This window comes from Microbacterium sp. CGR1 (genome assembly GCF_051062835.1).
Lineage (GTDB): Bacteria > Actinomycetota > Actinomycetes > Actinomycetales > Microbacteriaceae > Microbacterium.
Genome location: NZ_JAOTPG010000002.1, coordinates 85,174 through 110,711, shown reverse-complemented (window position 1 = coordinate 110,711; position 25,538 = coordinate 85,174). Strand labels below are relative to the sequence as shown.

At 68.8% G+C, this 25,538-nt stretch carries 20 protein-coding genes; 12 read left to right on the top strand and 8 right to left on the bottom strand.

Features of this window, described 5'->3' with window-relative positions:
* The first annotated feature begins 64 nt into the window (after positions 1–64).
* Both OD997_RS15475 and OD997_RS15470 read left to right on the top strand, forming a co-directional pair.
* Entirely contained in the window at positions 65–676 is a 612-nt protein-coding gene (locus OD997_RS15475) for a TetR/AcrR family transcriptional regulator (protein WP_434332478.1), read from the top strand.
* 63 nt (positions 677–739) lie between these two features.
* Positions 740–1,984, top strand: a complete 1,245-nt coding sequence (locus tag OD997_RS15470; protein ID WP_434332476.1) for a GMC oxidoreductase — start codon at positions 740–742, stop codon at positions 1,982–1,984.
* 1 nt (position 1,985) lies between these two features.
* Here OD997_RS15470 and OD997_RS15465 read toward each other — a convergent pair whose 3' ends face one another.
* Positions 1,986–2,849, bottom strand: coding sequence for an IclR family transcriptional regulator (locus OD997_RS15465; RefSeq protein WP_434332475.1), 864 nt, complete (start codon positions 2,847–2,849; stop codon positions 1,986–1,988).
* Positions 2,850–2,911: 62 nt separating this feature from the next.
* Between OD997_RS15465 and dhaK the strand changes: the two genes are divergently transcribed.
* From dhaK to ptsP, 3 genes are read left to right on the top strand one after another with little or no spacing between them, the layout of a single operon-like run.
* On the top strand, positions 2,912–3,904 hold the full coding sequence (dhaK, locus tag OD997_RS15460) for a dihydroxyacetone kinase subunit DhaK (RefSeq protein WP_434332474.1): 993 nt from the start codon (positions 2,912–2,914) through the stop codon (positions 3,902–3,904).
* Complete coding sequence (dhaL, locus tag OD997_RS15455) at positions 3,904–4,545, top strand: dihydroxyacetone kinase subunit DhaL (RefSeq protein WP_434332473.1); 642 nt, start codon at positions 3,904–3,906, stop codon at positions 4,543–4,545. Before dhaK ends, dhaL begins: the two co-directional genes overlap by 1 nt.
* Positions 4,545–7,049 carry a phosphoenolpyruvate--protein phosphotransferase gene (gene ptsP / locus OD997_RS15450; RefSeq protein WP_434332472.1) on the top strand — a complete coding sequence of 835 codons (2,505 nt, stop codon included), beginning with the start codon at positions 4,545–4,547 and terminating at the stop codon, positions 7,047–7,049. The genes dhaL and ptsP overlap by 1 nt, the downstream gene beginning before the upstream one ends.
* A gap of 37 nt (positions 7,050–7,086) precedes the next feature.
* Here ptsP and OD997_RS15445 read toward each other — a convergent pair whose 3' ends face one another.
* Positions 7,087–8,403 (bottom strand): MFS transporter, encoded by a 1,317-nt coding sequence (locus OD997_RS15445; protein WP_434332471.1) that lies wholly within the window; start codon positions 8,401–8,403, stop codon positions 7,087–7,089.
* 318 nt (positions 8,404–8,721) lie between these two features.
* Between OD997_RS15445 and OD997_RS15440 the strand changes: the two genes are divergently transcribed.
* Positions 8,722–10,011 carry a hypothetical protein gene (locus OD997_RS15440; RefSeq protein ID WP_434332470.1) on the top strand — a complete coding sequence of 430 codons (1,290 nt, stop codon included), beginning with the start codon at positions 8,722–8,724 and terminating at the stop codon, positions 10,009–10,011.
* Between the two features lie 30 nt (positions 10,012–10,041).
* On the opposite strand, the gene OD997_RS15435 is transcribed toward OD997_RS15440, so the two are convergent.
* The 3 genes from OD997_RS15435 to pdhA are packed head-to-tail and all read right to left on the bottom strand — an operon-like array spanning position 10,042 to position 13,585.
* Positions 10,042–11,436 carry a dihydrolipoamide acetyltransferase family protein gene (locus tag OD997_RS15435; RefSeq protein ID WP_434332469.1) on the bottom strand — a complete coding sequence of 465 codons (1,395 nt, stop codon included), beginning with the start codon at positions 11,434–11,436 and terminating at the stop codon, positions 10,042–10,044.
* Positions 11,433–12,461 (bottom strand): alpha-ketoacid dehydrogenase subunit beta, encoded by a 1,029-nt coding sequence (locus OD997_RS15430; RefSeq protein ID WP_434332468.1) that lies wholly within the window; start codon positions 12,459–12,461, stop codon positions 11,433–11,435. The genes OD997_RS15435 and OD997_RS15430 overlap by 4 nt, the downstream gene beginning before the upstream one ends.
* Positions 12,458–13,585 (bottom strand): pyruvate dehydrogenase (acetyl-transferring) E1 component subunit alpha, encoded by a 1,128-nt coding sequence (gene pdhA / locus OD997_RS15425; RefSeq protein ID WP_434332467.1) that lies wholly within the window; start codon positions 13,583–13,585, stop codon positions 12,458–12,460. Before pdhA ends, OD997_RS15430 begins: the two co-directional genes overlap by 4 nt.
* A gap of 151 nt (positions 13,586–13,736) precedes the next feature.
* Here pdhA and OD997_RS15420 point away from each other — a divergent pair, with 151 nt between their 5' ends.
* From OD997_RS15420 to OD997_RS15410, 3 genes are all read left to right on the top strand, one after another.
* A complete protein-coding gene (locus OD997_RS15420) occupies positions 13,737–14,174 on the top strand; it encodes an Lrp/AsnC family transcriptional regulator (RefSeq protein ID WP_434332466.1) in 438 nt (145 codons plus the stop codon).
* 133 nt (positions 14,175–14,307) lie between these two features.
* The gene (locus OD997_RS15415) at positions 14,308–15,753 is read left to right on the top strand and encodes an aldehyde dehydrogenase family protein (protein ID WP_434332465.1); all 1,446 of its coding nucleotides are present in this window, start codon (positions 14,308–14,310) and stop codon (positions 15,751–15,753) included.
* Entirely contained in the window at positions 15,750–17,213 is a 1,464-nt protein-coding gene (locus OD997_RS15410) for a GMC family oxidoreductase (RefSeq protein WP_434332464.1), read from the top strand. The genes OD997_RS15415 and OD997_RS15410 overlap by 4 nt, the downstream gene beginning before the upstream one ends.
* Positions 17,214–17,292: 79 nt before the next feature.
* Here the strand turns inward: OD997_RS15410 and OD997_RS15405 are convergent, their stop codons facing one another.
* From OD997_RS15405 to OD997_RS15395, 3 genes are read right to left on the bottom strand one after another with little or no spacing between them, the layout of a single operon-like run.
* Positions 17,293–18,942: an amidohydrolase gene (locus OD997_RS15405; protein ID WP_434332463.1), complete on the bottom strand. Its 1,650-nt coding sequence runs from the start codon at positions 18,940–18,942 to the stop codon at positions 17,293–17,295.
* A gap of 1 nt (position 18,943) precedes the next feature.
* Positions 18,944–19,783, bottom strand: coding sequence for a molybdenum cofactor biosynthesis F family protein (locus OD997_RS15400; RefSeq protein WP_434332462.1), 840 nt, complete (start codon positions 19,781–19,783; stop codon positions 18,944–18,946).
* Between the two features lie 43 nt (positions 19,784–19,826).
* Entirely contained in the window at positions 19,827–21,284 is a 1,458-nt protein-coding gene (locus OD997_RS15395) for an APC family permease (protein ID WP_434332461.1), read from the bottom strand.
* 241 nt (positions 21,285–21,525) lie between these two features.
* Between OD997_RS15395 and OD997_RS15390 the strand changes: the two genes are divergently transcribed.
* From OD997_RS15390 to OD997_RS15380, 3 genes are all read left to right on the top strand, one after another.
* Entirely contained in the window at positions 21,526–22,272 is a 747-nt protein-coding gene (locus tag OD997_RS15390) for an SDR family NAD(P)-dependent oxidoreductase (RefSeq protein ID WP_434332460.1), read from the top strand.
* A 70-nt stretch (positions 22,273–22,342) separates the two neighbouring features.
* Positions 22,343–23,158: an SDR family NAD(P)-dependent oxidoreductase gene (locus tag OD997_RS15385; RefSeq protein WP_434332459.1), complete on the top strand. Its 816-nt coding sequence runs from the start codon at positions 22,343–22,345 to the stop codon at positions 23,156–23,158.
* 616 nt (positions 23,159–23,774) lie between these two features.
* Positions 23,775–25,418 (top strand): HNH endonuclease signature motif containing protein, encoded by a 1,644-nt coding sequence (locus OD997_RS15380; protein WP_434332458.1) that lies wholly within the window; start codon positions 23,775–23,777, stop codon positions 25,416–25,418.
* Positions 25,419–25,538: the final 120 nt, after the last annotated feature.

The window sequence follows — 25,538 nt, the reverse complement described above, 5'->3', positions numbered from 1 at the left end:
GTCAGGAATACGATCTCAGATCGGCGGAGGAATGGCAACTCATCGGGAATGACAGACTGGGCCCATGGCGCAGCCCGGATTCGACGCGCCGGCCCCCAAGCGCGGCCGGCCAGGTTATGACCGCGAGCAGGTGCTCGCGGTCGCCGTGAAGGTCTTCAACGAGCAGGGATACGACGCGACGAGCGTCGCCGACCTCAGTGCGACCCTCGGACTCACCAAGTCGGCGCTCTACCACCACTTCGAATCCAAGTCGGCGATCCTCGAGCTCGCGCTGAACGATGCCCTCGACGCTCTCGAGGCCGTCGTGGACGACGCCACGTCGCGGCATCCGCTCGCCTCCGACCGTCTGCGATCGATCATCCGCGGAGCGGTGCGTGTGCTCACCGAGAAGCTCCCGTCGGTCACGCTGCTGCTGCGGGTCCGAGGCAACGGCGATGTCGAGACGGCGGCACTCGTGCGCCGCCGCGCCTTCGACCAGCGGGTCACCGCGATCGTCACCGAGGCTCAGACCGAAGGGCTGATCCGCGACGACGTCGATGCCGCGGTCGCGACCAGGCTGATCTTCGGCATGATCAACTCGGTCGTCGAGTGGTATCGGCCCGGTGGACCGGTCGATCCTGACGAGCTGGGCGAAGACATCCTGCGGGTGAGCCTGGACGGTCTGCAGTCGCGCTGACCCCCTCCACGCCGAGGTGATGCGCGTATGCTGTCCGACACGCGATGAAGCGAGGAGTGACGAATGGACGATCGCACACCCGAGGCGGTCGCCGGCAGAGTCGTCGTCGACTGCGGTGCGGTTCCTTCCGCCGAGCGGTTCGACATGTGGACGGATGCCGTGAACCGCAGCTTCGTTCCGCTGCGCGCCTGGTCGACCGACGGTGCCGTGCGGTCGGGGTTCGAAGGCAAACTGGTCGCTCAACCCGTGGGGCCGCTGTCGGTATCGAGCGTCGCGGGGTCTGCCGTGCGGGTGAGCCGGACGAAGGCCGAGATCGCCCGAGACGACCCAGGCCACATCAAGCTGGGCGTGCAGCTGCAGGGGCGCAGCGTGATCAGCCAGGACGGCCGGGATGCGATCCTGATGCCCGGCGACTTCGCCGTCTACGACACCACGCGGCCGTACGCACTCGACTTCGACGGGCCCTTCCGCATGCTCGTGGTGATGTTCCCCCTCGAGACGCTGCGCATCGATCGGGCACGCCTGCGCGCACTCACGGCTTCGCGGTTCTCGGGGCGCGAGGGCGTCGGTGCGATCGCGTCGTCGATGCTGCGGGCCTATGACACGACGCTCGAGAACGGCACGCTGCAGAATCGGATGCCGCTGTCCGACGCCGTGCTCGACCTGCTCACCGCCGCACTGGGCGAGCGGCTCGAACTGGAGCTGGACGGCGGTGAGGAGGTCGGCCGCCGCGCACTGCTCACGCGGATCGAGCTGTACATCGCCGCGCATCTCGGCGACGCGGAGCTCACCGTCACGCAGATCGCGGTCGCCCACCACATCTCGGTGCGGTACCTGCAGAAGCTGTTCGAGGGCAAGAACGACACCGTCAGCGCCTGGATCAGGCACCGCCGGCTCGACGCCACGCGGCGCGACCTGAGCAACCCGACACAGAGCGGACAGCAGATCTCGTCGATCGGCGCGCGCTGGGGATTCACCGACGCGACCGAGCTGGTCAGGGCGATCGGCGGTCGCGACGAGTTCGCGCCCTTCCGCGCGTCCGAGTTCGCTCCGGGGGAGGGCGTCACGACCCGCGACGAGCTGCGCGATTTCGCCCGTCGGACCGTCGGGACCTATCACCACCAGGTCGGGACGTGCCGGATGGGCGTCGACGAGCTCGCGGTCGTCGACCCGCAGCTCCGGGTCCCGGGCATCGCAGGGCTCCGGGTCGCGGACGCATCGGTGATGCCGTTCGTGCCGAGCGCCAACACGAACGCCCCCTCGATCATGATCGGCGAGCGCGCGGCCGACCTGCTGCTCGCCGAGTAGGTCAGTCGTCCGCAGGGGCGACGCGCGGCGGCCACGACGTCGCGCCGAGCTCCCGCGAGATGTTCCGCGCCGTCTCGCGCAGTGCGTGGAGGACGGCATCGGAGGCGGGAGCCTGAGAGGTGGGCATCACGACGGCGACCGCCGCGACGATGTCGTTCGAGGAGTCGGCCACCGGAGCCGCGATCGAGGACTCGCCGAGGACGGCCTCGTCGACCTCGGTGGCGCTGCCGCGTTCGGCGATGGCCGGCAGCTCCAGGATCAGACGGGCGACGTCGGTGATCGTGTCTCCGGTGAGGCTGGGCAGCGGCCGCTCGAAGACCGTGCGCTGGAAGCCGAGATCGTGCGCGAGCAGCACCTTTCCCATCGCCGAGGCGTGAGCGGGGATCGCGACGCCGGTCTCGAGCATCTGCTGGCTGTCGTCGGGGCGCAGGTCGTGGTGGATGACGAGGACCTCGTGGAAGTGCGGCGCCCCGAGTCGCACGGGAAGATTCGTGCGGCGAGCGAGCTCCTGCGTCCACCTCATGGCCCTGGCCCTGACATCGAGTGTGTCGAGGTACACGTTGCTGAGGCGCAGCAGTGTCGGGCCGAGCATGTATCGCTGGCCGCCGCGCTCCTTGGCGACCAGTCCGTGCTCACGCAGGGACTTCACGATCCCGTGCACGGTCGACGGCGGAAGGCTCAACGCGAGCGACAGGTCGGTGATGCCGAGGTGGCGGGCGCCCTGCAGCAGTTCGAGCACCTTCGCTGCGCGATCGATGGCCTGGATCACAGCGGCTCCTCCCTCCGGTTCGTCGTCGAGCCGGGCGGTCTCATCGGCCGCCAGGTAGATCTTGACAACTCGACTGCGCCCGAGCATATTCGACATTGACGAATAACTTTCCAATATTGCGAAAGATCGCCGCCGCAGAGATCAAGGGAGATCGAACGATGAAGAAGCTCATCAACAACCCCGCCGACGTGCTGGCCGAATCGTTGCGGGGCGTCGCCCTCGCGCATCCGGAGCTGTCGGTGGACTTCGAGAACAGCGTGATCACCCGGGCCACGCCGAAGGACGCGGGCAAGGTGGCGGTGGTCTCGGGCGGAGGGTCAGGGCACGAGCCGCTGCACGGCGGCTACGTGGGCGTCGGGATGCTCGACGCAGCCGTCGCGGGCGAGGTCTTCACCTCGCCGACTCCCGACCGCGTGCAGGCCGCGACCAAGGCCGTGGACCGCGGCGCGGGAGTGCTGCACATCGTGAAGAACTACACGGGAGACGTGCTGAACTTCGAGATGGCTGCCGAGCTCGCCGAGATGGAGGGCATCGAGGTCGGCACGGTCATCGTCGACGATGACGTCGCAGTGCAGGACTCGCTCTACACGGCCGGTCGCCGAGGCGTCGGACTCACCGTGCTGCTCGAGAAGCTCGTCGGAGCGGCAGCCGAGGAAGGGCAGGACCTCGCCTCGATCGTCGAGCTCGCGAAGCGCATCAACGGCCAGGGGCGCTCGATGGGCATGGCACTCACGAGCTGCACCGTGCCCGCCGCAGGCAAGCCCACGTTCGACCTCCCCGAGGACCAGATGGAGATCGGCATCGGCATCCATGGCGAACCCGGTCGTCATCGTGAGCCGCTGGCGCCCGCATCCGAGATCGCCCGTCAGCTCGTGGAGCCGATCCTCGCCGACCTCGACGCCGCAGGACCCGCGATCGTGATGCTCAACGGCATGGGCGGATCGCCCCTGATCGAGCTGTATCTCATGTACGGCGAGGTCGTCCCTCTGCTCGAGAAGGCGGGAGTGCAGATCGCCCGCAACCTGGTCGGCGACTACATCACCTCGCTCGACATGGCCGGATGCTCGCTCACGGTGCTGAAGGCCGACGACGAGCTGCTGCGGCTGTGGGACGCCCCGGTGAACACGCCCGGCCTGCGGTGGGGAGCATGATGACGAGCGTCGATACGGCAGCACTCGTCGACTGGATCCACCGCTTCCGTGACGTGATCGCCGAGAAGCGCGAATGGCTCACCGAACTGGATTCGGCGATCGGTGACGCCGACCACGGCGCGAACATGTCGAGGGGCATGGATGCGGTCGTCGCGAAGCTCGACACCGGTGCGCCGGCCACCGTCGACGAGCTGCTGAAGACCGTCGGCATGACCCTGGTGAGCTCGGTCGGCGGCGCCAGCGGTCCGCTCTACGGAACACTGTTCCTGCGCATGGGGATGGCCGCCGGCCCCGTCACCGAGCTCGACGCCGCGGCGCTCGCCGCATCGCTGCGGGCCGGACTCGACGGGATCGTCGCTCGCGGCAAGGCCGAAGCGGGGGACAAGACCATGTTCGATGCGATGGCTCCGGCGGTCGACGCACTCGATCAGGCGATCGCCGGCGGAGCGGATCTCGGCGCGGCGACGGCTGCGGGTGCAACCGCCGCGGCATCCGGTCGCGATGCCACCGAGCCTCTGGTCGCCCGCAAGGGACGCGCGAGCTACCTCGGTGAGCGCAGCGCCGGTCACCTCGACCCCGGCGCCGCATCGACCACGCTGCTGTTCGAGACGCTCGCGCAGGCCACCGCGGAATCGTCCTGATGATCGGCATCGTCGCCGTCTCCCACAGCGCACGACTCGGGGAGGCGGCGCTGGAGCTCGCCCTGCAGATGGTGCAGGGCGGGGGAGCGCGCGTGAAGGTCGCCGCGGGTGCGGGATCGGATGCCGACGGCGCACCCATCCTCGGCACAGATGCGGTCGCAGTGGCCGCGGCGATCGACGAGCTCGCGGCGGACTGCGACGGGGTGCTCGTGCTGATGGACCTGGGGTCTGCGGTGCTGAGCGCCGAACTCGCACTCGAGCTGCGGATGAGCGACGTGCCCGTGCGCCTTGCGCCTGCGCCCTTCGTGGAAGGACTGCTCGCGGCGGTCGTCTCGGCTGCGGCGGGAGGCTCGCTCGACGTCGTCGCGGAGGAGGCCTCGGCCGCCCTGGGCGCGAAGACCGGTCAGCTCGGCGACGTGAACGTCGGCGATCCCCGTCCCGATGGACCCGCTCCCGACGAGAATCCCTCTGTCCGTCCCGACGCCGTCGTGCGTGCGGTGACCGTGCGGAATCCTCTCGGCATCCACGCGCGTCCTGCCGCGCTCATCGCCGAGACGTCGGCGGGGGCCGATGTGCGACTTCGGAAGCTGCCGGACGGACCCGATGCCTCGGCGGCGAGTCTCTCGCGACTGCTGATCCTCGGTGCTCGGCAGGGCGACCAGGTCGAGCTGTCCGTGACCGGCGTCGACGCGGAGGGTGTCGTCGAGCGACTCGCGGCTCTCTTCGACGACGGTTTCGGGGAGGCAACGACCGAGGTCACGGGCTCTCCGGTGGCTGCGGCAACGCCGTCGGTCGCTACGGAGACGCCGGCTCCCTCGCCGATCGCGGCGGGAACCGTGCTACGCGGGAGGGGAGTGAGCGGCGGACGGGTTGCGGCCCCGGCGGTGATCCTCGCCGCTCCACTCGATGAGCCGGATGCGAGCGCGGTCGTCGCGCCGGATGATCGCGAGAGCGAGGTGTCTGCGATCGAGTGGGCTGCCGTGGCGGTGGCCGATCAGCTCCGTGCGCGTACTTCGGCAGCGACCGGGGAGGCGCGGGCGATCCTCGATGCGTCGCGTCTGCTCGCCTCCGACCCGGAGCTCGTGGCCGAGGCCTCAGCGCTCGTCCGGATCGAGGGGCGCACAGCCGCGCGCGCGGTGTGGGAGACCGCGGTCGCGCACGAGCAGGGCCTCGCGGCACTCGGCGGACGGATGGCCGAGCGGGTGGCGGACATCCGCGACGTCCGTGATCGCATCGTCGCGGAGATCCTCGAGGTCGACATGCCCGGCGTCCCTGCGCGCGATGAGCCGTTCGTGCTGGTGGCCGTCGATCTCGCGCCGGCCGACACCGCCGCCCTCGAGGGCGGCAGCTGCGTCGGCCTGGTGACCGAACAGGGCGGGCCGACGTCCCACACCGCGATCATCGCCCGATCTCTCGGCATCCCGGCAGTGGTCGGAGCCGTCGGGGCGACCGGGATCTCGCCCGACGTCGTCGTACTCGTCGACGGTGACCGCGGCAGCGTGGAGGTCGAACCTGACGCGACGCGCGCCGACGCGGCGAAGGCCGAATCGGTCGTCGTGCCCTTCGGCGGAGAGGGCGTTCTCGCCGACGGGCATCGCATCCGTCTGCTCGCGAACGTCGGGGGAGCGGCGGAGGCGGCGTCCGCGGCGGACGCCGGAGCGGAGGGCGTCGGGCTCTTCCGCACTGAATTCTGCTTCCTCGACCGGATCGATGCGCCGTCGATCGACGAACAGGTGGCGGCCTACCGTGGTGTCCTCGCAGCCTTCCCCGGTCGCCGGGTCGTCGTGCGCACGCTCGATGCGGGAAGCGACAAGCCGCTGCCGTTCGCGAACGCGGATCACGAGGACAATCCCGCTCTGGGAGTTCGGGGCCTGCGCATCGCCCGACGGTCGCCCGCGCTGCTCGACGATCAGCTGCGGGCGCTGGCTCTGGCAGCCGACGCGGAGTCGGCGATCGTCGAGGTGATGGCTCCGATGGTGGCCACGGTCGACGAAGCACGTGCCTTCGCCGAGAGTGCTCGCGCGGTCGGGCTCATGACCGTGGGTGTCATGATCGAGACGCCCTCGGCGGCGCTGCTCGCCTCGGAGATGCTCGAGGTCGTCGATTTCGTCAGCCTCGGCACCAACGACCTCGCGCAGTACACCCTGGCGGCGGATCGCCTGCTCGCCGAACTCGGTGAACTGAACGATCCATGGCAGCCCGCCGTCCTCCGCCTGATCGGAGCGGTGGGTGCAGCCGGGCGCACGTGGGATCTCCCGGTCGGAGTGTGCGGCGAGGCCGCTGCAGACCCCTCTCTCGCGCCGGTGCTCGTGGGCCTCGGCGTCACCTCGCTCTCGATGACGCCGCGGGCGCTCGGTCGTGTGGCTGCCGCACTCGAGGCCGTCACCGAAGCGCAGTGTCGAGCGGCGGCGGAGGCCGTGCTGAAGGCGGCGACCACTGCGGATGCCCGTGCGGCGGCGGTCGCGATCCTCGGGCCTGAGAGCGTCAGCGGACCGGTCGCGTGAACGACCGGTCCGCTGACGGGATCTCTCAGGATGCCGCTCAGGCGTGCAGGTCGACGCCCTTCGTCTCCTTGACCATCGACACGCCGATCAGCGAGATGATCGCCGCGACGGCGATGTAGACGCCGATCGTCCAGGCTGCCTGGAACTGGTTCATCAGCGCCTCCGCGATCATCGGTGCGAACGCCCCACCGAGGATGGCGCCCAGTGCGTAACCGATCGAGACCCCCGAGTAGCGGACGTTGGCCGGGAACATCTCGGCATAGAGCGCCGCTTGCGGCCCGTACGAGAGGCCGAGCGCGAACGTCATCACGAACAGTGCGACGAAGTACCAGAAGATGTTCGCCGTGTCGATCAGGAACCACATCGGCACCGCCCAGAGGGCGAGCGCGATGTACCCGATCTGGAACGTGCGCACGCGCCCGAGACGATCGGAGAGATGACCGCCCCAGAGGGTGAAGATGAGCCATCCGAACGAGGCGAGGGTCGTGGCCAGCAGCACGGGCGGGCGTTCCATGCCGAGGGCTGTGACCGCGTACGTGGCGAAGAACGCGATGAGCAGGTAGCCGGCGGCGTTGTTGCCGATGAAGATGAGTGCGGTGAGCACGACCTGCTTGGTGTTCTTGCGGAACAGGCGGCCGAGCGGGGCCGAGGCCTCCTGACGGCGACGACGCAGGTCTTCGAAGACCGGGCTCTCGTCGACCGCGCGCCTGATCACGTAGCCGACGGCGATCAGCACGATCGACATCAGGAACGGGATGCGCCAGCCCCACTCGAGGAAAGCCTCCGGTGACATCGAGCTCGTCAGGACCCAGAGCGTGGCCGTGGCGAGGATCATGCCGATCGGGACGCCGATCTGCGGGAACGCGCCGAAGAGGCCTCGTCGGTTCGTCGGCGCATGCTCGACGGCCATCAGCGCGGCTCCGCCCCACTCTCCGCCGGCCGAGAATCCCTGCAGGATGCGGAGCACGATGAGCAGGATCGGGGCGGCGACGCCGATCGCCGCATAGGTCGGCAGCAGGCCGATCAGGGAGGTGGAGAGCCCCATCATCACGAGGGTGAACACCAGCATCTTCTTACGGCCGAGCTTGTCGCCGAGGTGCCCGGCCACGATGGCTCCGAGGGGACGGAAGAGGAAGGAGATTCCGATGGTGGCGAACGACAGGATCTGCGCGAAGCCCTTGTTCTCTTCGGCGATCGGCGCGAGGAACAGGGGCGCGAGCACGAGGCCGGCGGCTTGCGCGTAGATGAAGAAGTCGTACCACTCGATCGAGGTACCGACGAGTGTGCTGGCGAGGACTCGCCGTTCCTCGGCGGGCATCCGGGTCGAGCTGCGTGCGGATACTGCTGACGTCATGCGAACTCCGTTGTTCTGCGGTGGGGGAAGAGCGACGCGTCGTCGCCCGAGACACTTACCGAATGATCGGTCAGTAAAGCGAGAGTAGCGCACACGGAGAGGCAGTCCAAGGGCAGGATCCACGGCACTGCTTCCGGTTCTCGGTGCTGGGTGATCGTACCTGGAGCCTGGGGCATCGACGTATGCAGCGTGCGGCATGTGATTCTTCACATTCTGATATCGACATGCATGCGTCGCTCGTCAGGGTGATCGGAGCACCTCTAGGCTCCTCGCAGGGGCATCGATTCTCGATGTGAAGAGCCAAACGGAGGGTGTGTCATGCGTGTTTTGAACAGAGGCCGGGGGCGCGTCGCTATCGGATTCGTCAGTGTCGCAGCGCTCCTCGCCGCGCTGACCGCCTGTGCGCCCTCGCCAGGGCCTTCATCGTCGTCATCACCGACGCCCGAGGCCTCGTCGCCGGAGCCGTACTCGGGGCCCGTCGCGTTCGTCGGTGACGAGCTCTCGTGGCTCCTGCCCTCCGCGGGCGACATCACCGCCTTGATCCCGTCGGCGAGCGAGGTGAGCGCCCCCTCCGATGCCCTCGAGCAGACCTCCGACGGCGGTGGCCCCGAGTTCTCTCCGGCGATCTGCGGTGTGCTCTTCATGGAGCAGACGCTGGATTCTCTGGGTGCGCGGACGTCGTCGTGGTCGATGCCGAGCGACACCGAGTACTCGTTCAACAGCGTCATCGCCATGCAGTTCGCCGATGAGGCGCACGTCGCCGCGCGCATGGATCAGCTCGAGCGCGCAGCGGCGGAGTGCGGAGAGTTCGACTACGACGGGCTCAACACCTTCGAAGCGAAGGTCGTGGAGGAGGAGGACGGCGTGCGTGCGCTGGCGGGAACGGTGAACGCCGACCCGGCCTCTGACGGGTGGCGGGTCTTCCACGGGTTCGCCGCAGTCGGCAACACGCTCGTGCACCTGAGGACGTCGCTCCCCGATGCCGCGCCGATCGACGCGGCGGCCGCGGCCGAGCTGCTGCAGGCGACCGCGATCGATGCGAAGTCCGAGCTCATCGAGAGTCTGACCGAGACCCCTCCGACAGGGGCCGCCGAGCCGGTCGGCGAAGCGTCCACTCCCTGGGGTCAGTGGTCGATCACGGGGCAGGGCGTCGGCCCGATCCGCCTCGGTGAGACGAATGACGACATCGTGGCGACACTACCGGATGCTGCGGTGACACCGCCCGCGTACGACGGCGGGCCTTGGGTCTTCGCGAGCCCCGACGGTGCCTCGTCCTTCTCCGCGACGGCTGCCGAGGGTGCGGCGATCTCCGAGATCACCGTCGGGGCCGTATCGGACGAAGAGGATGCCGGAGCGGACGGTGCGACGTCGCCCCACGCGCTCGATGTGCGGATCGGCGACCCGGTCTCCTCGGCCGTCGCCGCGTTCCCCTCCGGAACCCGGGTGCACGTCGTCTCCTCCGGGCAATGGGCCTACTTCGTCGCCGACCGAGAGGGTCGGCTCCTGATCTTCCACACCACGCGGGAGGACACCGACTCCACGGAGGCTCGGATCATCGGGATCACGACCGCAGACACCACCCTGCGAGGAGACCTCACCGTGGAGTGAGGTGCGCGGGGCGGCCGATTCGGGCGGCCCTCACACCCTCCCGAATGCGCGCAGCGGATGCTCGATGAGCTCCGTCACACGGCGCAGGAAGCTCGCCGCGTAGCCTCCGTCGCACACCCGGTGGTCGAACACCAGTGACAGCTGCACGATGCGGCGTGCGACGATCTGCCCGTCGACCACCCAGGGGCGCTCGATGATGCGTCCGATTCCGAGGATCGCCACGTCGGGGTGGTTGATGATCGCCGCGGAGCCGTCGACGCCGAGCCCGCCGTAGTTGTTCAGCGTGAAGGTCGAGCCGCGCAGGCGCTCTGGTGGCATGGACCCGGATCGCGCCGTCGCCGACAGCTCACGCAGGGTCGTGTCGAGCTGCTCGATGCTGAGGTCGTGCGCCCGCGGGATGACCGGAACCATCAGTCCGCGCGCGGTGTCGGCAGCGACCCCCAGATTGACGCCCTCGAAGGAGATGATCTCCGAGGCATCGTCGCTCAGTCTCGACGCGAGCACCGGGTGATCCTCGAGCGCGAGCAGCACGAAGCGCGCGAGGAGTGCGGTGACCGACGGCGCCTTGCCTCCGTCGGGAGCCATCTGCGAGCGCAGGTTCCACAGTTCTGTCGCATCGACATCGACCCAGACGGTCGCCTCGGGGATCTCGGAGCGGCTGCGAGCGAGCTTCGCGCTGACGGCCTTTCGCAGCGGGGACATGCGTTCGCGGGAGGCGACGGACAGACCGTCGACGACGTCGCCGCCGCCGCTCTCGCGTGCGCCCGCGCTCGTTACTGCACCGCGATGCTGGGCGGTGACGCCGTCGACCGCGACGTCGACGGCCGCGGCGAGGACGTCGGCGCGGGTCACGGCACCGTCGTGTCCTGTCGGGACGATCGTGTGGACGTCGAGTCCGAGGTCGCGTGCCAGACGTCGCACGAGGGGTGAGCGGACCGCCACGGGGCGTCGTACCGAGGCATCCGATCCGGGTGCGGCCGGTGCCTGCGAGGCCGTCGTGGGCTGCGCCGGTGGCGAATCGATCTGCGAACCGGCCCGGGGTCTTCTCCGGCCGGACGTGGCGCGCTCGGACGTTCCATAGCCGATCAGCACGTTGCCGGATCCCGCGCGTTCCTCCTCGCGGTAGGCATCGTGCTCGACGGACCCGGAGGCAACGGGGCTGGAACCTGCGCCTGCGCCGTCGGCCACTTCGAGCACCGGGGCTCCGACGTCGATGGTCTCGCCCGGCTCTCCGTGCAGTGCGGTCACGACGCCGGCGAACGGCGAAGGCAGCTCGACGACGCTCTTGGCCGTCTCGACCTCGGCGATCGCCTGATCCGTGACGATGGTGTCGCCGACCGCGACGAGCCACTGCACGAGGCCCGCCTCGGTCAGCCCCTCACCGAGGTCGGGCAGGCGGAAGACCCGTGTGGTCAGGGCGGTCATGACTCGTCCTCCCAGTGCAGCGAGTCGATCGCGTCGAGGACGCGGTCGACATCGGGCAGGTACCAGTGCTCGAGCTTCGGCGGTGCGAAGGGGGTGTCGAAACCGGTAACGCGGCGAACAGGTGCTTCGAGGTACTCGAAGCAGCGCTCGAAGACCCGCGCCTGGATCTCCGACGCCACGCTGGTGTAACCGGGTGCCTCGGCGATCACGACGGCACGACCGGTCGCGCGCACGGCTGCGGTCACCGTCGCGTCATCGAAGGGCGAGAGCGAGCGGATGTCGACGACCTGAACGCTGCGGCCCTCGGATGCCGCGACCTCTGCCGCCTGCAGCGCGAGCGGCACGGAGGCGCCGTAGGCGAGGAGCGTGACATCGGTGCCGTCGCGAGCGATGCGGGCCGTGCCGATCTCGGCCGTGACGGAGGTGTCGACCTCGCCCTTGGTCCAATACAGCTTCTTCGGCTCGAGGAAGATCACCGGGTCAGGCGAGGCGATGGCTGCGCGGAGCATCGAGTACGCGTCCTGCGGCGTGGAGGGGCTGAGGACCGTGAGCCCTGGTGTATGCGCGTAGTACGCCTCGGACGAGTCGCAGTGATGCTCGACCCCGCCGATCCCGCCGCCGAACGGGATGCGGATCACCAGCGGCATCCGCACCGCGCCGCGCGTGCGGTTGCCGAGCTTCGCCACATGGCTGACGATCTGTTCGAATGCCGGCAGGGCGAACGCGTCGAACTGCAGCTCGACGACCGGGCGCATGCCGTTCATGGCCATGCCGACCGCGGTGCCCACGATGCCGGACTCGGCGAGCGGGGTGTCGAAGCAGCGCTCCTCGCCGAACCGTGCGGTGAGCCCGTCGGTGATGCGGAAGACTCCGCCGAGGGCGCCGACGTCCTCGCCGAAGACCACGACCTCGGGGTCTGACTGGATGGCGTCTGCGAGGGCGAGATTCAACGCCGCCGCCATGCTCATGGTCGACACGCTCGTCGAGCGCTCATCGATGCGGATGTCGTCGTGTGCGATGGTCATCGGGCACCTCCTGGGGTCGCCTGCGCGGTCGGTGCGGCCTCTGCGGCACGGGTCTGCTCGATCTCGCCCCGAAGCAGCTGCCACTGCTCCTCGAGCTGCGGCGAGCGCGTGTCGGTCACGAAACGGAAGAGATCCTCCGGGTCTATGTCGGTGTCGGTGTTCAGCGCCTCTCGCATCGCCGCCGCGATCTGCTCGGCCCCCGTCGCGAACTCGGTCTCGAGTTCGGGCGTGAGCGCGCCGGTCTCGGTCAGATGCGCCCGCAGACGCGTCAGCGGGTCTCGAGCGACCCAGGCCTGCACCTCGGCGCGTTCGCGGTAGCGGGTGTCGTCGTCGGCGTTCGTGTGCGCCTGCATCCGATACGTGTGGGCCTCGACCAGAGTGGGGCCTCCCGCCGAGCGGGCGCGATCGACGGCCTCGCCGAGCACGGCCAGCACCGCGGCGACGTCATTGCCGTCGACGCGCCGGCCCGGCATGCCGTAGCCGATCGCCTTATGCGCGAGAGAGGGGGCGGCGGTCTGGCGGCTGAGGGGCACGGAGATCGCGAACTCGTTGTTCTGCACGAAGAAGACGACAGGCACGTGGAACACCGCGGCGAAGTTCATGGCCTCGTGGAAGTCGCCCTCGCTGGTTGCGCCGTCTCCGCACAGGGCGATGACGACGGTGTCCTCTCCTCGCTGTTTCGCGGCGTACGCGAAGCCCACGGCATGCAGTAGCTGCGTCGCCAGGGGAGTGGCCTGCGGAGCGACGCGGTGGGCGCGCACGTCGTAGCCCGAGTGCCAATCGCCCTTCAGCAGCACCATCGCCTCGGCAGGGGCCACGCCCCGGGCGATCACGGCCACGGAGTCCCGGTATGTCGGGAAGAGCCAGTCATCGGCGTCGATGGCGAGTGCGGCGCCGATCTGACAAGCCTCCTGGCCGTGCGACGACGGGTAGACCGCGAGGCGCCCCTGGCGTACGAGTGCGCTCGCCTGGTCGTTGATGCGGCGTCCTTCGACGAGTCCCCGGTACGCAGCCAGCAGCGTGTCTGTGCGGGGCATCGTGTAGTGCTCATCGGCGACGGTCCTGCCGTCGGCGTCGATGAGCTGCACCGCCGCGTCGCGCGGAAGCAGATCTGCATGTTCCATCCGTTCGCCCTCCTTGCCGAACTCGGTGAGGCCAGCTTGCCCCGCACGCGACACTCGTCCAAGAGCATTCATGCGATCGTGGACGAATGCGCATGGCTTGCCGTTCTTCGTGCCAAAATGTCAGAATTCCGTGACCGGACGAAGGGGTGCCATGATCACGCTGGACGAGACCGATGACGCCATCCTCGGCGAGCTGAGACGCGACGCCCGCGCCTCGATGACGGCCATCGCCGAGGCGGTGCACATCTCGCGAGCAGGAGCCCACGCGCGCATCAAGCGCCTCACCGATGCGGGCATCATCACGGGATACTCGGTGCGCACCGATCCGGTGCTGCTCGGGCACCACGCGAGCGCGTACGTCACGCTGGCGATCGAGCAGGCCACGTGGCAGGAGGTGAGCGCGCGACTGCGGGCGATCCCCGAGATCGAGCACATGGCGCTCGTCGGCGGCGACTTCGATGTGATCCTGCTCGTCCGGGCGAGCGACGCCAGGGACCTCCGACGCATCGTCCTCGAGGACATCCAGGCGATCCCCTCGATCCGCTCGACGCGGACGACCCTGATCTTCGAGGACTTCACCCTGATCTGAGCGTCTGCGGGAGCATCCCTTCGCACTCGGACATCTGCGGCGCACTCCTCGACAAGTGCGCCGCCGCGAGCCATTCGACAATGAGACGAGCGCGCCGGATCCTTGGCACGCATCCGCTCGAAGGAGAGTCCCGATGTCCGAATCCGCCGCATCCGCAGCCGCCGCGCTGCTCGACCGCATCCAGGCACCGGAGGGTGGTGGGCGAGAGATCCCGGATGCCGCGACGCGTGACGTCATCGGTCGCGCACCCGTGCACTCGGTGAGCGATCTGGACGACGCGATCGCGCGGGCGAAGGCTGCCCAGCCGGGCTGGGAGGCGCTCGGCCACGAGAAGCGCAGCGCATTGCTCGTCGCCGCGGCTGACGCGATCGACGCCAACGCGGAAGGCCTGGCGTACCTGCTCTCGCGTGAGCAGGGCAAGCCCCTGAACGGCCCCAACGCACGCTTCGAGCTGGGCGCCTGCTCGGCCTGGCTGCGCACGAACGCGGCGACCGTGCTCGATCCGCAGGTGCTGGTCGACGACGAGACGCTGCATGCCGAGCTCGTCTACAAGGCGGCGGGCGTCGTCGGGGCGATTGGTCCCTGGAACTGGCCGCTGATGATCACGATCTGGCAGATCGGGCCGTCGCTGCGCATGGGCAACACGGTGGTCGCGAAGCCGAGTGAGTACACCCCGCTGAGCGTGCTCGCGCTGCTGGCGGTGATGAACGACGTGCTCCCGGCCGATGTGCTGATCGGGGTCTCGGGAGACCGCGAGGTCGGGGCTCGCCTGGCATCCCACCCCGACATCGACAAGATCATGTTCACCGGATCGACGGCTACCGGTCGCCGGATCATCGAGAGCTCGGCCGGCAACCTCGCGCGCCTGACGCTCGAGCTCGGCGGCAACGACGCCGGAATCGTGCTCCCTGGCACCGATGTGGCAGCGATCGCCGAGGACCTCTTCTGGGGCGCCTTCATCAACACCGGTCAGACGTGTGCGGCGCTGAAGCGCCTCTACGTGCACGACTCCGTCTACGACGAGGTGGTGGAAGCGCTCGCCGGGATCGCGGCATCCGTGCCGATAGGCAACGGGCTCGACGAGGACAACGTGCTCGGACCGCTGCAGAACCGGGCGCAGTTCGACATCGTGTCGCGGCTCGTCGAAGAGGCGAAGAGCCGCGGTGCTCGCGTCGTGACCGGTGGTGAAGCGGCTCCCGAACTCGGCGAGCTGTTCTATCGCCCGACGATCGTCGCCGACATCGACAACGACGCCGCCCTCGTGCAGGAGGAGCAGTTCGGCCCTGCGCTGCCGGTGATCCGCTACAGCGACGTCGACGAGGCCTTCGCCTTCGCCAACGCGGTCGACGTCGGTCTCGGGGCCTCGGTCTGGTCGAGCGATCCGGATGCCGCGCGCGAGGCGGCGACCCGCATGCAGTCGGGAACCGTATGGATCAACTCGCATGGAGGCCTGCACCCGATGGTGCCCTTCGGCGGGGTGAAGAGCTCGGGGTACGGCCTGGAGTTCGGAGTCGAGGGGCTCAAGTCCGTCGCCGTGTCGCAGGTCGTGTCCGGCCCCGGACGGAAGGCTCAGGCATGAAGACCGCGATCGTCGTCGGTGCCGGTACCTCGGGTGCGATCGTCGCGCGGCGGCTGGCGGATGCCGGTGTCGAGGTGACGCTGATCGAGGCCGGCGGCTACGACTCGAACCCCGCGATCCACGATCCGTCGAGGGCGGGGGAGCTGTGGCACTCGGCCGACGATTGGGACTTCTTCACCGTGCCCCAGGAGCACGCGGCCGGTCGACGACTGCATCTGCCTCGCGGCAAGGTCACCGGTGGATCGCATGCGCTGAACGCGATGATCTGGGTGCGGGGCGCCGCGTCCGACTACGACTCGTGGGAGCGCGCCGGCGCGACGGGGTGGGGGTGGGATGCCGTCGAGCCCGTCTACGACGCGATCGAGAACGATCTGCTGCCGGTGACCGACGACTACGCGCTGTCTCCGATCCAGGCATCGATCATCGACGCGGCGGTCGAAGAGGGGCTGCCGCACAACCCGGACTACAACGGGGGCACGCTCGACGGCGTCTCGCAGCAGCAGGTGACGATCCGAGACGGGAGGCGCGTGAACACGTGGATGACGTATGCGCAGCCGATCGCCGACCGGCTCACCATCGTCACCGGTCGCGAGGTGCACTCGGTGATCGTCGAGAGCGGTCGCGCAGTGGGGGTGCGCCTCGGAGAGGGGGCGGATGCCGAGGAGTTGCGGGCCGACGAGGTCATCCTCTCCGCCGGTGCGATCGGTTCCCCCGTGATCCTGCTGCGCTCCGGCATCGGCCCGGCCGATGAACTTTCGGCGCTCGGCATCCCGGTCGTCGTCGATTCGCCCTCGGTGGGCAAGAACCTGCACGACCACCTGCTCTCGCCGGTGATCTTCACCACCGAACGTCCGGTGGGTCCGCCGCAGACCGGTGTCTCGGTGACGCAGTCGCATCTGTTCTGGCGCAGCCGTGACGAACTCGCGGAGCCCGATACGCAGCCGATCCATTTCTCGGTGCCGATGTGGGGCGACCTCGAGCCGCGAGGCGATGACGGGTTCACGCTCATGGCCGGACTCGTCACCCCGCACAGCCGTGGTGCGCTGACCCTCTCCGGCCCGGATCTGACGGACCCGCCCCTGATCGACCTCGCCGCTCTCGAGGACGACCGGGACGTGGCGGCGCTCGCTGCATCCGTGCGGCAGTGCCGCCGGATCGGCGCGCAGCCCGCGCTCGCGGAGCGGTGGGGCGCGATGGAGGTGTACCCCGGACCCGAGGTGTCGGATGCCGACGTCGAGGACTGGGTGCGCCGCACCGCCATCACTTATCACCACCAGGTCGGCACCTGCCGGATGGGATCGGATGCCGAGGCAGTGGTCGATCCGACGCTGCGGGTGCGAGGCGTCGAGGGATTGAGCGTGATCGACGCCTCGGTGATCCCGACCGTCCCGACCGGCAACACGAACGCGCCGGCTGCGATGATCGGCGAGCGGGGAGCGAGCTTCCTGCTCGGTCGCTGAATTCGGGCCGAATCGCCTCGATCGCTGAAGCCCCCTCCTGCAGACCTTCGCAGGAGGGGGCTTCGGCATCCGCCGGCGATCACCTCGCCGTGTACACCTCGCGGCCTTCGAACCAGGTCGAGAGCACGGGCGTGTGCACGATCTCGTCAGCGGGGCCGGCGATCGCATCGCGGGCGAGCACGACGAAGTCCGCGGACTTGCCGGGCGTGAGAGAGCCTGTCTCGACGCCGAGGCCCATGGCCGTGGCGGCGTTGATGGTGAAGACCTCTAATGCCTCCTCCGCCGTGATCGCCTGCTCCGGCCACAGCACTCCCGGAGCGCGCCCCAGCGGGTCGGCACGGGTCACGAGTCCCTGCAGGCCCTCGAGCGTGTTCGGCGACTCGCTGACCGGCCAGTCCGATCCGCCGGCGACGAGCGCGCCGGCGTCGAGCAGGGCGCGGTTGGGCTGCGAGTGCTCGGCCCGGTCGCCGAGCACCTCGGCCAGCGCCTGCGGGATGACCCCGGGGAACCAGATGAACGGTGAGATATCGGCCGACACATCCAGCGCACGCAGACGCGGGATGTCGTCGTCGGCGAGGAACTGGCCGTGCGCGATCTGGATCGGCGTCGAGAAGCCGTCGGCGCGGATGCTCTCGGCGACATCGAGCACGAGTCGCGCCGAGCCGTCACCGGTGCAGTGCACCTTGGCTCCGAGCCCCCGTTCGGCCACCGAGCGCAGCCAGGCGTAGAGCTCATCGAATGTCATCGTCGTCTCGCCGTGGAAGTGCGCGCCGTGCACGGCATCCGCCAGGTACGGCTCGAGGAACGACGCGGTGCGCGCCGGCGGCACACCGTCGAGGAAGATCTTCACGAAGTCGGGTCGGTGATGGCGGGTGCGGAACTCCTCGCCGCGTGCGATGAGCGGTTCTCCGATCGGATCGAATCCGAAGATCTCGTCGTTGATCAGGAGCGACGAGACGACCCAGGCGTTCAGCTCCTGCGCGCGGTCGAGCGCGGCCAGGGCGCCGAGGATGTCCGTCGACACCCCGGCATCCTGGAAGGTCGTGATGCCGAACGAGTTCAGGATCTCGACCCCGCGGCGGGAGGCGGCGACGTGCTGCTCGTTCGTCAGTCCACCGCTGCGGTCGTACGCCTCCTGCACCGGGATGCCGGCCGCTTCCAGCAGCACTCCGGTCGGCGTCCCGTCGTCGGGGTCGAGCACCGTGACCCCACCGGACGGGATGCTGTCGGCGGTGATACCCGCGAGCTCGAGCGCGCGCGTGTTCGCCCACCGGTTGTGGCGTGAGTCCTCGACGAGGACCACGGGGCGTCCGCCTGCCGCCTCGTCGAGTCGCCGCCTGCTCGCCGAGTTCGCCAGCGTGGGAAGCAGCGTGGTCGACACCGAGCCGCCGACGATCCACGCATCGTCAGGCAGAGCCGACGCCTTGTCTCGAACGAGGTCGAGGATGTCGTCGAGGGGGAGTGACGGAGGCAGCGAGAGCTCGAACAGCTCGGTGCGACCGGCCATCGCATGGTGGTTGTGCACGTCGACGAAGCCGGGGTAGACCGCGGCATCTCCGACGTCCAGCACTCGCGTGCGCGGCCCTCGATGAGCATCCACCTCGTCCCTGGTGCCGACGGCGAGGATCCGCCCGGCACGCACCGCGAACGACTCGATGACCGGATGCCGACGATCCGCGGTGCGGATCACCGACCCCGTGATGATCAGATCGGCCTCGGCCGCCACCATGTCAGAGCGCTCCGAACAGAGCGGGCTCGAGTCCGGCCGCGTGGTGGGTCGTGGAGAGCAGGCGGCCGTGAGCGCCGAACGTGAAGTGCGTCGGCACCTCGCCCGACTCGTCGAGGCCGAAGAGCACGCCGTGCGAGCGGATCGCGTTCACGTCGCGGTGGTCGGCGATGGTCACGGATGCGCAGGGGATGACCTTCTCTCGCCACGCGAAGATGTAGATGCCGGGGCGCACCTCCCACACGCTGTTCTCGTCGGTGTCGGCGAGCCCTCGTTCGGGGCCAGCGAGGCACTGCCACGAGTACCAGCGCTCCGAGAGGTAGACGTGCTCGTAGGCGTGCTCCTCGCTGTACACCCACTCGACCCGGCGGCCGATGAGGGTCGTGGTCGGTGCAGGCTCGGCTCCGGTCACAGCGGCGCCCTCGATCACCGACGGGGCGAAGATGTGCTGCACGCGGGTGCGGCCCTGCTCGGGTGCAGGCAGGATCACCGAGATGATCGCGAGCGCCCGACCGTGACGCAGGTCGACGACCAGCGACACGGCCTCGTTCGGCAGGTAGTCGTGATGGAACTGCACGAAGTACAGGTCGTCATCGACCTCGAAAGCCTCGTAGTCGTCGGTGTCGGTGGTGGCTTCCGTGGGGTCCTCCGCGCCCGGGTGGTAGTCCCAGGTCACCGTGGTGTCGGCGAACCGGTGCGAGATGCGGGTTCCTCTCGCATCGACGACCGTGATCTCCCGGCCGCTGAGTGCGGTGGAGTGCGGTGCCTTGTTCGCGTCGAAACCGGGCGCGAGACCCTCGAGGGGCAGCCAGGTGGAGGTGTCTGCGGGGTTCAGAGTCGTCATGTCTCTCCTTGGATATGAGTGGCCGTGGTGTGTGCGTGGGGTGTCAGCGGTCGCTGAACCGCTCGAGGTCGGACGAGAGCCCCTCGTAGACGGCGGGCTTCGAACGCTTCAGGTAGGCGCCGTAGACGATGCCGCCGATCACTGCGAGCACGAGGAGCAGCGGCATGAGCCGGATCGCGAGCTCTTCGGAGCCGGCGACGATGTTGAAGTTCACGATCGCGAGCACCGAGATCGCGGCGATCCCCAGGAACCCGATCCCGGGAGCGATGAAGGTGCTCCACCAGCGGGGGTCGCCCTTGCGCCGGAAGTACACGACGATCGAGATCGCCGCGAGTCCCTGCAGGATCAGCACGCTCAGGGTTCCGAACCCCAGCATCGCGGGCACCAGTGTGAGGATCGGGTCGGCACCGGCGAGCGCGAAGATGATCGCGACGAGCGCGGCGAACGAGGCCTGCACGATGCCGGCGAGCTGCGGGGCGCCGTTGGCGCGCGTGCGGGCGAGGGCGCGAGGCAGGATGCGCGAGCGGCCGAGGGAGTAGAGGTAACGCGTGGCGGAGTTGTGGAACGCGAGCATGGCCGCGAACAGGCTGACCAGCAGCAGGACCATCATGACCGTGGTGAGCGGGCCGCCGAGGTACTGCTGCGACAGCATGAAGATCAGGTCGCCGGTGGGCAGGTGCTCGAGAGCCGTGGCCTGTGCCTGCGCGACGCCGGTCGCGCTGACGACGGCCCAGGTGGTGACACCCAGGATCACGCCGATCGCGATGATCGAGGTGTAAGTGGCGCGGGGGATGGTGCGCAGCGGCTGCTTCGCCTCCTCGCTGAACAGCGCGGTCGCCTCGAAGCCGAGGAACCCGGTGGCGGCGAGCAGCAGGCCGATCGGCAACGAGCCGGAGAACACCGCCTCGGGGCTGAAGGCGCCGAGGTCGTACCCGGTCTGCACGAGGACCGACACGTCGAAGACGACCAGCATGAGCACCTCCAGCACGAGGCAGACGCCGAGGATCTTCGACGAGAAGTCGACGCCGACCCTCGCGAGCACGAAGCAGACGGCGATCGACAGCAGGCCCCAGACCAGCCAGTTCACGTCGAGACCGGTGAGGTCGCGGATGATGTTCTGCATGAAGAAGCCGCTGGTGCCGATGGTGCCGACGACGAAGAAGTTGTAGCCGAGGGTCGCGATCAGCCCGGCGATCAGTCCGCCCGTGCGGCCGAGACCCTTCACGACGAAGGCGTAGAAGCCACCGGCATTGACGAGCTGCTTCGACATCTGCGCATAGCCCACCGCGAACAGCAGCAGGATGACGGCCACGAGGAAGAACGACATCGGTGTGCCGCCGCCGTTGCCGAGCGCGATCGCGAGGGAGGCGACCACCACGATGCCGGTCAGAGGCGCGACGGCCGCGAGGACGAGGAAGACGATCCCGGCGACGCCCAGTGCGCCGGGTCGGAGAGAAGTGTGGTCATGCTGCGTCGTGGACGCAGACGTCGGGTCTGCCACGTCGGCTCCTTTGCTCGGTGACGGCCGTGGGTGACGGCCTCGACGACGAGAGACGTCGCCGATAGAGCGATTCTGCTCGGGTGGTGCCCGTGGCGGTTGACGCTGAACGAAGGACGATGGTTCCAGCGCGCACAGCACCCTTCATCGCATTCACGGAGCCGAGGAGCGGGAGCAGGATGACGGTGAAGACACCGCCGTCCTCACCGCGCCACCGGCGCAGCGGCGGAGTCTCGAGGAGACCATGGAGCTGCAGCTGAACGGCACCAGCGCCCTGATCACGGGTGCGGCGAGCGGCATCGGCCGTGCGACCGCCCTCGCGCTCGCCGCGGAAGGAGTCCGCGTCGCGCTGCTCGATCGCGATGGTGCATCTCTCGCCGAGGTGGCCGGCGCCATCAGTGGCGCTGTCGTGCTCGTAGCCGACGCCACAGACGAGGTGCAGGTGGCTCGTGCCGTCGAAAGGGCGGTGGACGCATTCGGCGGGCTGGACGCGGTCGTGTGCTGCGCGGGGATCTCAGGACCTGTGGGATCACCGATCGATGAGATCTCACTGGCTGAGTGGAACGCGGTGTTCGCGGTCAACGTCACGGGGGCGTTCCTCGTGGTGTCGTCGGCGCTCCCTGCGCTGCGCGCCGCCGGCGCAGCATCCGTCGTCCTTCTGTCGAGCGATTCAGCGTTCGTCGCCTCCGCCGGCATGGTGCCGTACTGCGCAGCGAAGGCGGCGCTCGTCCAGTTCGGTCGCGCTCTGTCGGTCGATCTGGCAGGCGACGGCATCCGGGTGAACACGCTCGCGCCGTCGATCGTCGACACACCGATGAGTCGAGGCGACCTCGGAGATGATGCGTTCGCAGCGCCGCGCTTTCCCGTGCAGACGGCCGACGAGGTGGCCTCGCACGTGCTCTATCTGGTGTCACCGCGCAGCCGCGCCATCAACGGCACGACCGTCGTCAGTGACTTCGGATACTCAGCCCGGTCAGGCTTCCCCGCCTGATCCCCATCGACCGGACGATCGCGCGGGAGCGCAGGGAATCGCGCGAGAGCGCGGAGGAACAGGAGCAGAAATGGGACTTGCAGTCGGATCCACCGTCTCGGGGCGGGTCGTCGTCATCACCGGAGGAGGCACGGGCATCGGCGCGGCGATCGCCGAGCGGTACGCCGCCGAGGGCGCGCATGTCGTCGTCGTCGGGCGCCGCGCCGAACCCCTGCGCGCGGTGGAAGCCGCGGTGGGGGCGCACCCGATCGTGGCGGATGCCGCCGACACGGCGTCCGCGAAGGCCGCCGTCGCCGAGGTGCTCGCCACCTTCGGACGCCTCGACGTGCTCGTCGCCAACGCCGGAGGGCACGGGTTCTCGCCCGTCGCCGACACCGATGACGACAGCTGGGATGCTGCCATCCGGGCCAACCTCACGACGGCGTTCATCATGGCCAGGGAGGCGCTCCCCGCGCTGATCGAGTCCAAGGGGCAGATCGTGATCGTGTCGTCGTTGGCGGGTTTGTTCGCGGGGCCGTCTGTGGCCGGCTACACCGTGGGAAAGCACGCGCTCATCGGGCTCACGCGAACCCTGGCTCGCGACTACGGACGCCAGGGTGTGCGGGTCAACGCGATCTGCCCCGGATGGGTGCAGACGCCGATGGCCGACGACGAGATGGACGAATTCGCCACCCACGCCGGGCTCGGATCTCGTGAGGAGGCGTATGCGACCGTCACGGCCGACGTGCCGCTGCGTCGACCGGCACGGCCCGCCGAGATCGCCTCGGTCGTGCGGTTCCTCGGATCGGGCGAGTCGTCGTACGTCACCGGAGCCGTGATCGTGGCTGACGGCGGATCGCACGTCGTGGATGTGCCGACCATCGCCTTCGACCACGCGGGTATGTAGGGGGCGTTCGGTCGCGGGTGGCTCTGGGTCGCTGTTGGCTCTCGGTCGTGGTGAGGCCGATCGGTCGCTGTTTTCCGGTGATCGTTGTCGACCCTCCCGTCGTTCCTCGTGCCGTTCCTGCCGCGGCGCCTCCTGCAGCCCTTCCGGATCCCTCCTGCGGTCCGTTCCGTGTTTCTCCTGTGGTTCTTTCCGTGTTCCTCCTGCGGTTCCTTCCGGTGCGCTTCCTTCGGTTCTTTCCGGTGCGCTTCCTGCGGTTCTTTCCGGTGTTTCTCCTGTGGTTCTTTCCGTGCTCCTCCTGTGGTTCCTTCTGCGGTTCGTTCCGGTGCCCTTCCTGGGGTTCTGTCCGTGTCCTTCTGCGGTTCCTTCCGGTGCTCCTTCCTGCGGTTCCGTCCGTGTCCGTCTGCGGTTCCTTCCGGTGCCCCTTCCTGCGGTTCCGTCCGTGTCCTTCTGCGGTTCCTTCCGGTGTTCCTTCCGGTGTCTCTTCCGCAGTCTCCTCCGCCGTCCCGTCCGTCGTTCATGTGCAGCATTCCGGGAGATTGGAATACGCCTCTGAACTGGGGTAATTCGGGGCGGTTTGAGGTCTTCAATGTCGGTGGTCCCGTGTTGACTGACGGGTATGAACAGCACCGCCGAGCTTCTGGATCGGGTCATCGCCGACCTCGATGCGGTGCTGTCCGACGATGCACTCGCCGGGCTGACCGATGCGGATCGGGTCACGGTGTTGCAGGGTGCGGGGGCCGCATTCCGACGGGTCGAAGCGGTGATCGTGGAGACGGTCGCGACGGGTGATGCGGTGGATTTCCCGCATTCGGCGGGGTGTCGGGGTCTGAACGAGTTGTTGCAGCGGACGGTGCGGGTGGATGTGCGGGGAGCGTCTCGGGTCGACACGGTCGTCGATCTGGTGCGACGGCCGGTGAGTCTGGCGGGGGAGCGGATGCCGGCCCGCTGGTCCGAGATGCGGCTCGCGCTGCTGGATGGGGTGGTCGGGGTGGCGGGGTTCCTCGCGGCGACGGGGCCGATCGAGCGGGTGTGGGATCGCCTCACGGTCGATCAACGACTGGCGGCGGATGTCGCGTTGGCAGGGTGCGCGCGCGGGCACGGCCTCGTCGATGATGATGATGCGGATGCTGAGGATCTCGAGGCGGATGCGTCGGGCCCTGCGCCGACGGTGCAGGACTTGAAAACTCTCGCGGAGGATCTCGCGTCGATGTTCGACCCCGACGGGGAAGAGCCCAAGGACGAGGACTCCCGGCGTCGCCGCGGGATCACGATCGGTCGGTTGAAGGACGGTGTGCACGCGATCCGGGGGTATCTGACCCCGGACGTCGCCGCCCAGTTGCAGTTGATCCTGGACGCGATCCTCAACCCCAAGGGCGATGGCCCTCTCATGCCCGGGGTGCACTTCGCGCCCAGCGACGGTGCGGATGCCGACACGGATGCAGACGCGGGTGCAGGTTCCGAGTCGGAGGAAACCTCCGAGGGTGCCGATGCTGACTCTGATGTCCAAGTCGACTCTGAGGTCGGTGCGGATGCACGTGCTGGCGCAGCCCGAGACGATGCGGATCCGTTCAACTCGGATCCGCGGTGCGTGCTCGATGACCGCACCTCGGCGCAGAAACGCCACGACGCCCTCGCGATGGTCTTCCAGATCGCCGCCCGCCACAAGAACATGCCCACCCTCGGTGGTTCGTCACCGGTACTCGTCGTGAACGTCGATGCGAAAGACCTCGCCGTCCACGGTCATGGCGCTGGCGATGCCTTCGGGGCTTCTGTCTCTGGAAGGAGTGGGGGCCATGGCAACGGCGGGTGGGCGACGATCCCCGGATCCGGTGCCCACGTGCCCGTCTCGGTCGCTGCGCACATTGGATGCGGCGGCACGATCCAACGGGTTCTGATGGACGAGGGTCGGATCATCGGGATCACCACCACCGACCGCATCTTCACCGTGCATCAACGGCGGGCGATCGTCGCCCGCGACAAGGAATGTCTGATTCCTGGCTGTCATGTGCCGGCGTCATGGTGCGAGATCCACCACGTGACAGAGCATGCGAGGGGTGGGCCGACGCATACGGACAACGGTGTGCCGTTGTGCTGGTGGCATCACCGATCTCTCGGAGCCTCCGGGTGGGAGATCCGGATGGATGCCGGTCTTCCGCAGGTGCGGGGACCGCGGTGGTGGGACCCCGACCAACGATGGCGCACCCCACGACTCAGCGCTGCCCGACTGAAACTCCCCGCGCAGCTCGCCCGCGCTGGATGACCTGGGCGCGCCTGATCGAAACGACCCCGTCACTCGATCATCGACGTGACGGCTGCCGCATCATCAACGCGGCGCGTGCCGCATTGAGGACCCAACGGCTCTCGCATCACCGACGCGACG

Coding starts and splice junctions, on each gene's coding strand:
- OD997_RS15430 (WP_434332468.1), bottom strand. CDS start 12,461: ATGACCATCGCACACGACGACATCCGCATCGATGAGCGCTCGACGAGC.
- OD997_RS15410 (WP_434332464.1), top strand. CDS start 15,750: ATGAAGACCGCGATCGTCGTCGGTGCCGGTACCTCGGGTGCGATCGTC.
- OD997_RS15390 (WP_434332460.1), top strand. CDS start 21,526: ATGGAGCTGCAGCTGAACGGCACCAGCGCCCTGATCACGGGTGCGGCG.
- OD997_RS15470 (WP_434332476.1), top strand. CDS start 740: ATGGACGATCGCACACCCGAGGCGGTCGCCGGCAGAGTCGTCGTCGAC.
- dhaK (WP_434332474.1), top strand. CDS start 2,912: ATGAAGAAGCTCATCAACAACCCCGCCGACGTGCTGGCCGAATCGTTG.
- OD997_RS15385 (WP_434332459.1), top strand. CDS start 22,343: ATGGGACTTGCAGTCGGATCCACCGTCTCGGGGCGGGTCGTCGTCATC.
- OD997_RS15475 (WP_434332478.1), top strand. CDS start 65: ATGGCGCAGCCCGGATTCGACGCGCCGGCCCCCAAGCGCGGCCGGCCA.
- OD997_RS15445 (WP_434332471.1), bottom strand. CDS start 8,403: ATGACGTCAGCAGTATCCGCACGCAGCTCGACCCGGATGCCCGCCGAG.
- ptsP (WP_434332472.1), top strand. CDS start 4,545: ATGATCGGCATCGTCGCCGTCTCCCACAGCGCACGACTCGGGGAGGCG.
- OD997_RS15400 (WP_434332462.1), bottom strand. CDS start 19,783: ATGACGACTCTGAACCCCGCAGACACCTCCACCTGGCTGCCCCTCGAG.
- OD997_RS15380 (WP_434332458.1), top strand. CDS start 23,775: ATGAACAGCACCGCCGAGCTTCTGGATCGGGTCATCGCCGACCTCGAT.
- dhaL (WP_434332473.1), top strand. CDS start 3,904: ATGACGAGCGTCGATACGGCAGCACTCGTCGACTGGATCCACCGCTTC.
- OD997_RS15435 (WP_434332469.1), bottom strand. CDS start 11,436: ATGACCGCCCTGACCACACGGGTCTTCCGCCTGCCCGACCTCGGTGAG.
- OD997_RS15415 (WP_434332465.1), top strand. CDS start 14,308: ATGTCCGAATCCGCCGCATCCGCAGCCGCCGCGCTGCTCGACCGCATC.
- OD997_RS15440 (WP_434332470.1), top strand. CDS start 8,722: ATGCGTGTTTTGAACAGAGGCCGGGGGCGCGTCGCTATCGGATTCGTC.
- OD997_RS15405 (WP_434332463.1), bottom strand. CDS start 18,942: ATGGTGGCGGCCGAGGCCGATCTGATCATCACGGGGTCGGTGATCCGC.
- pdhA (WP_434332467.1), bottom strand. CDS start 13,585: ATGGAACATGCAGATCTGCTTCCGCGCGACGCGGCGGTGCAGCTCATC.
- OD997_RS15465 (WP_434332475.1), bottom strand. CDS start 2,849: ATGTCGAATATGCTCGGGCGCAGTCGAGTTGTCAAGATCTACCTGGCG.
- OD997_RS15420 (WP_434332466.1), top strand. CDS start 13,737: ATGATCACGCTGGACGAGACCGATGACGCCATCCTCGGCGAGCTGAGA.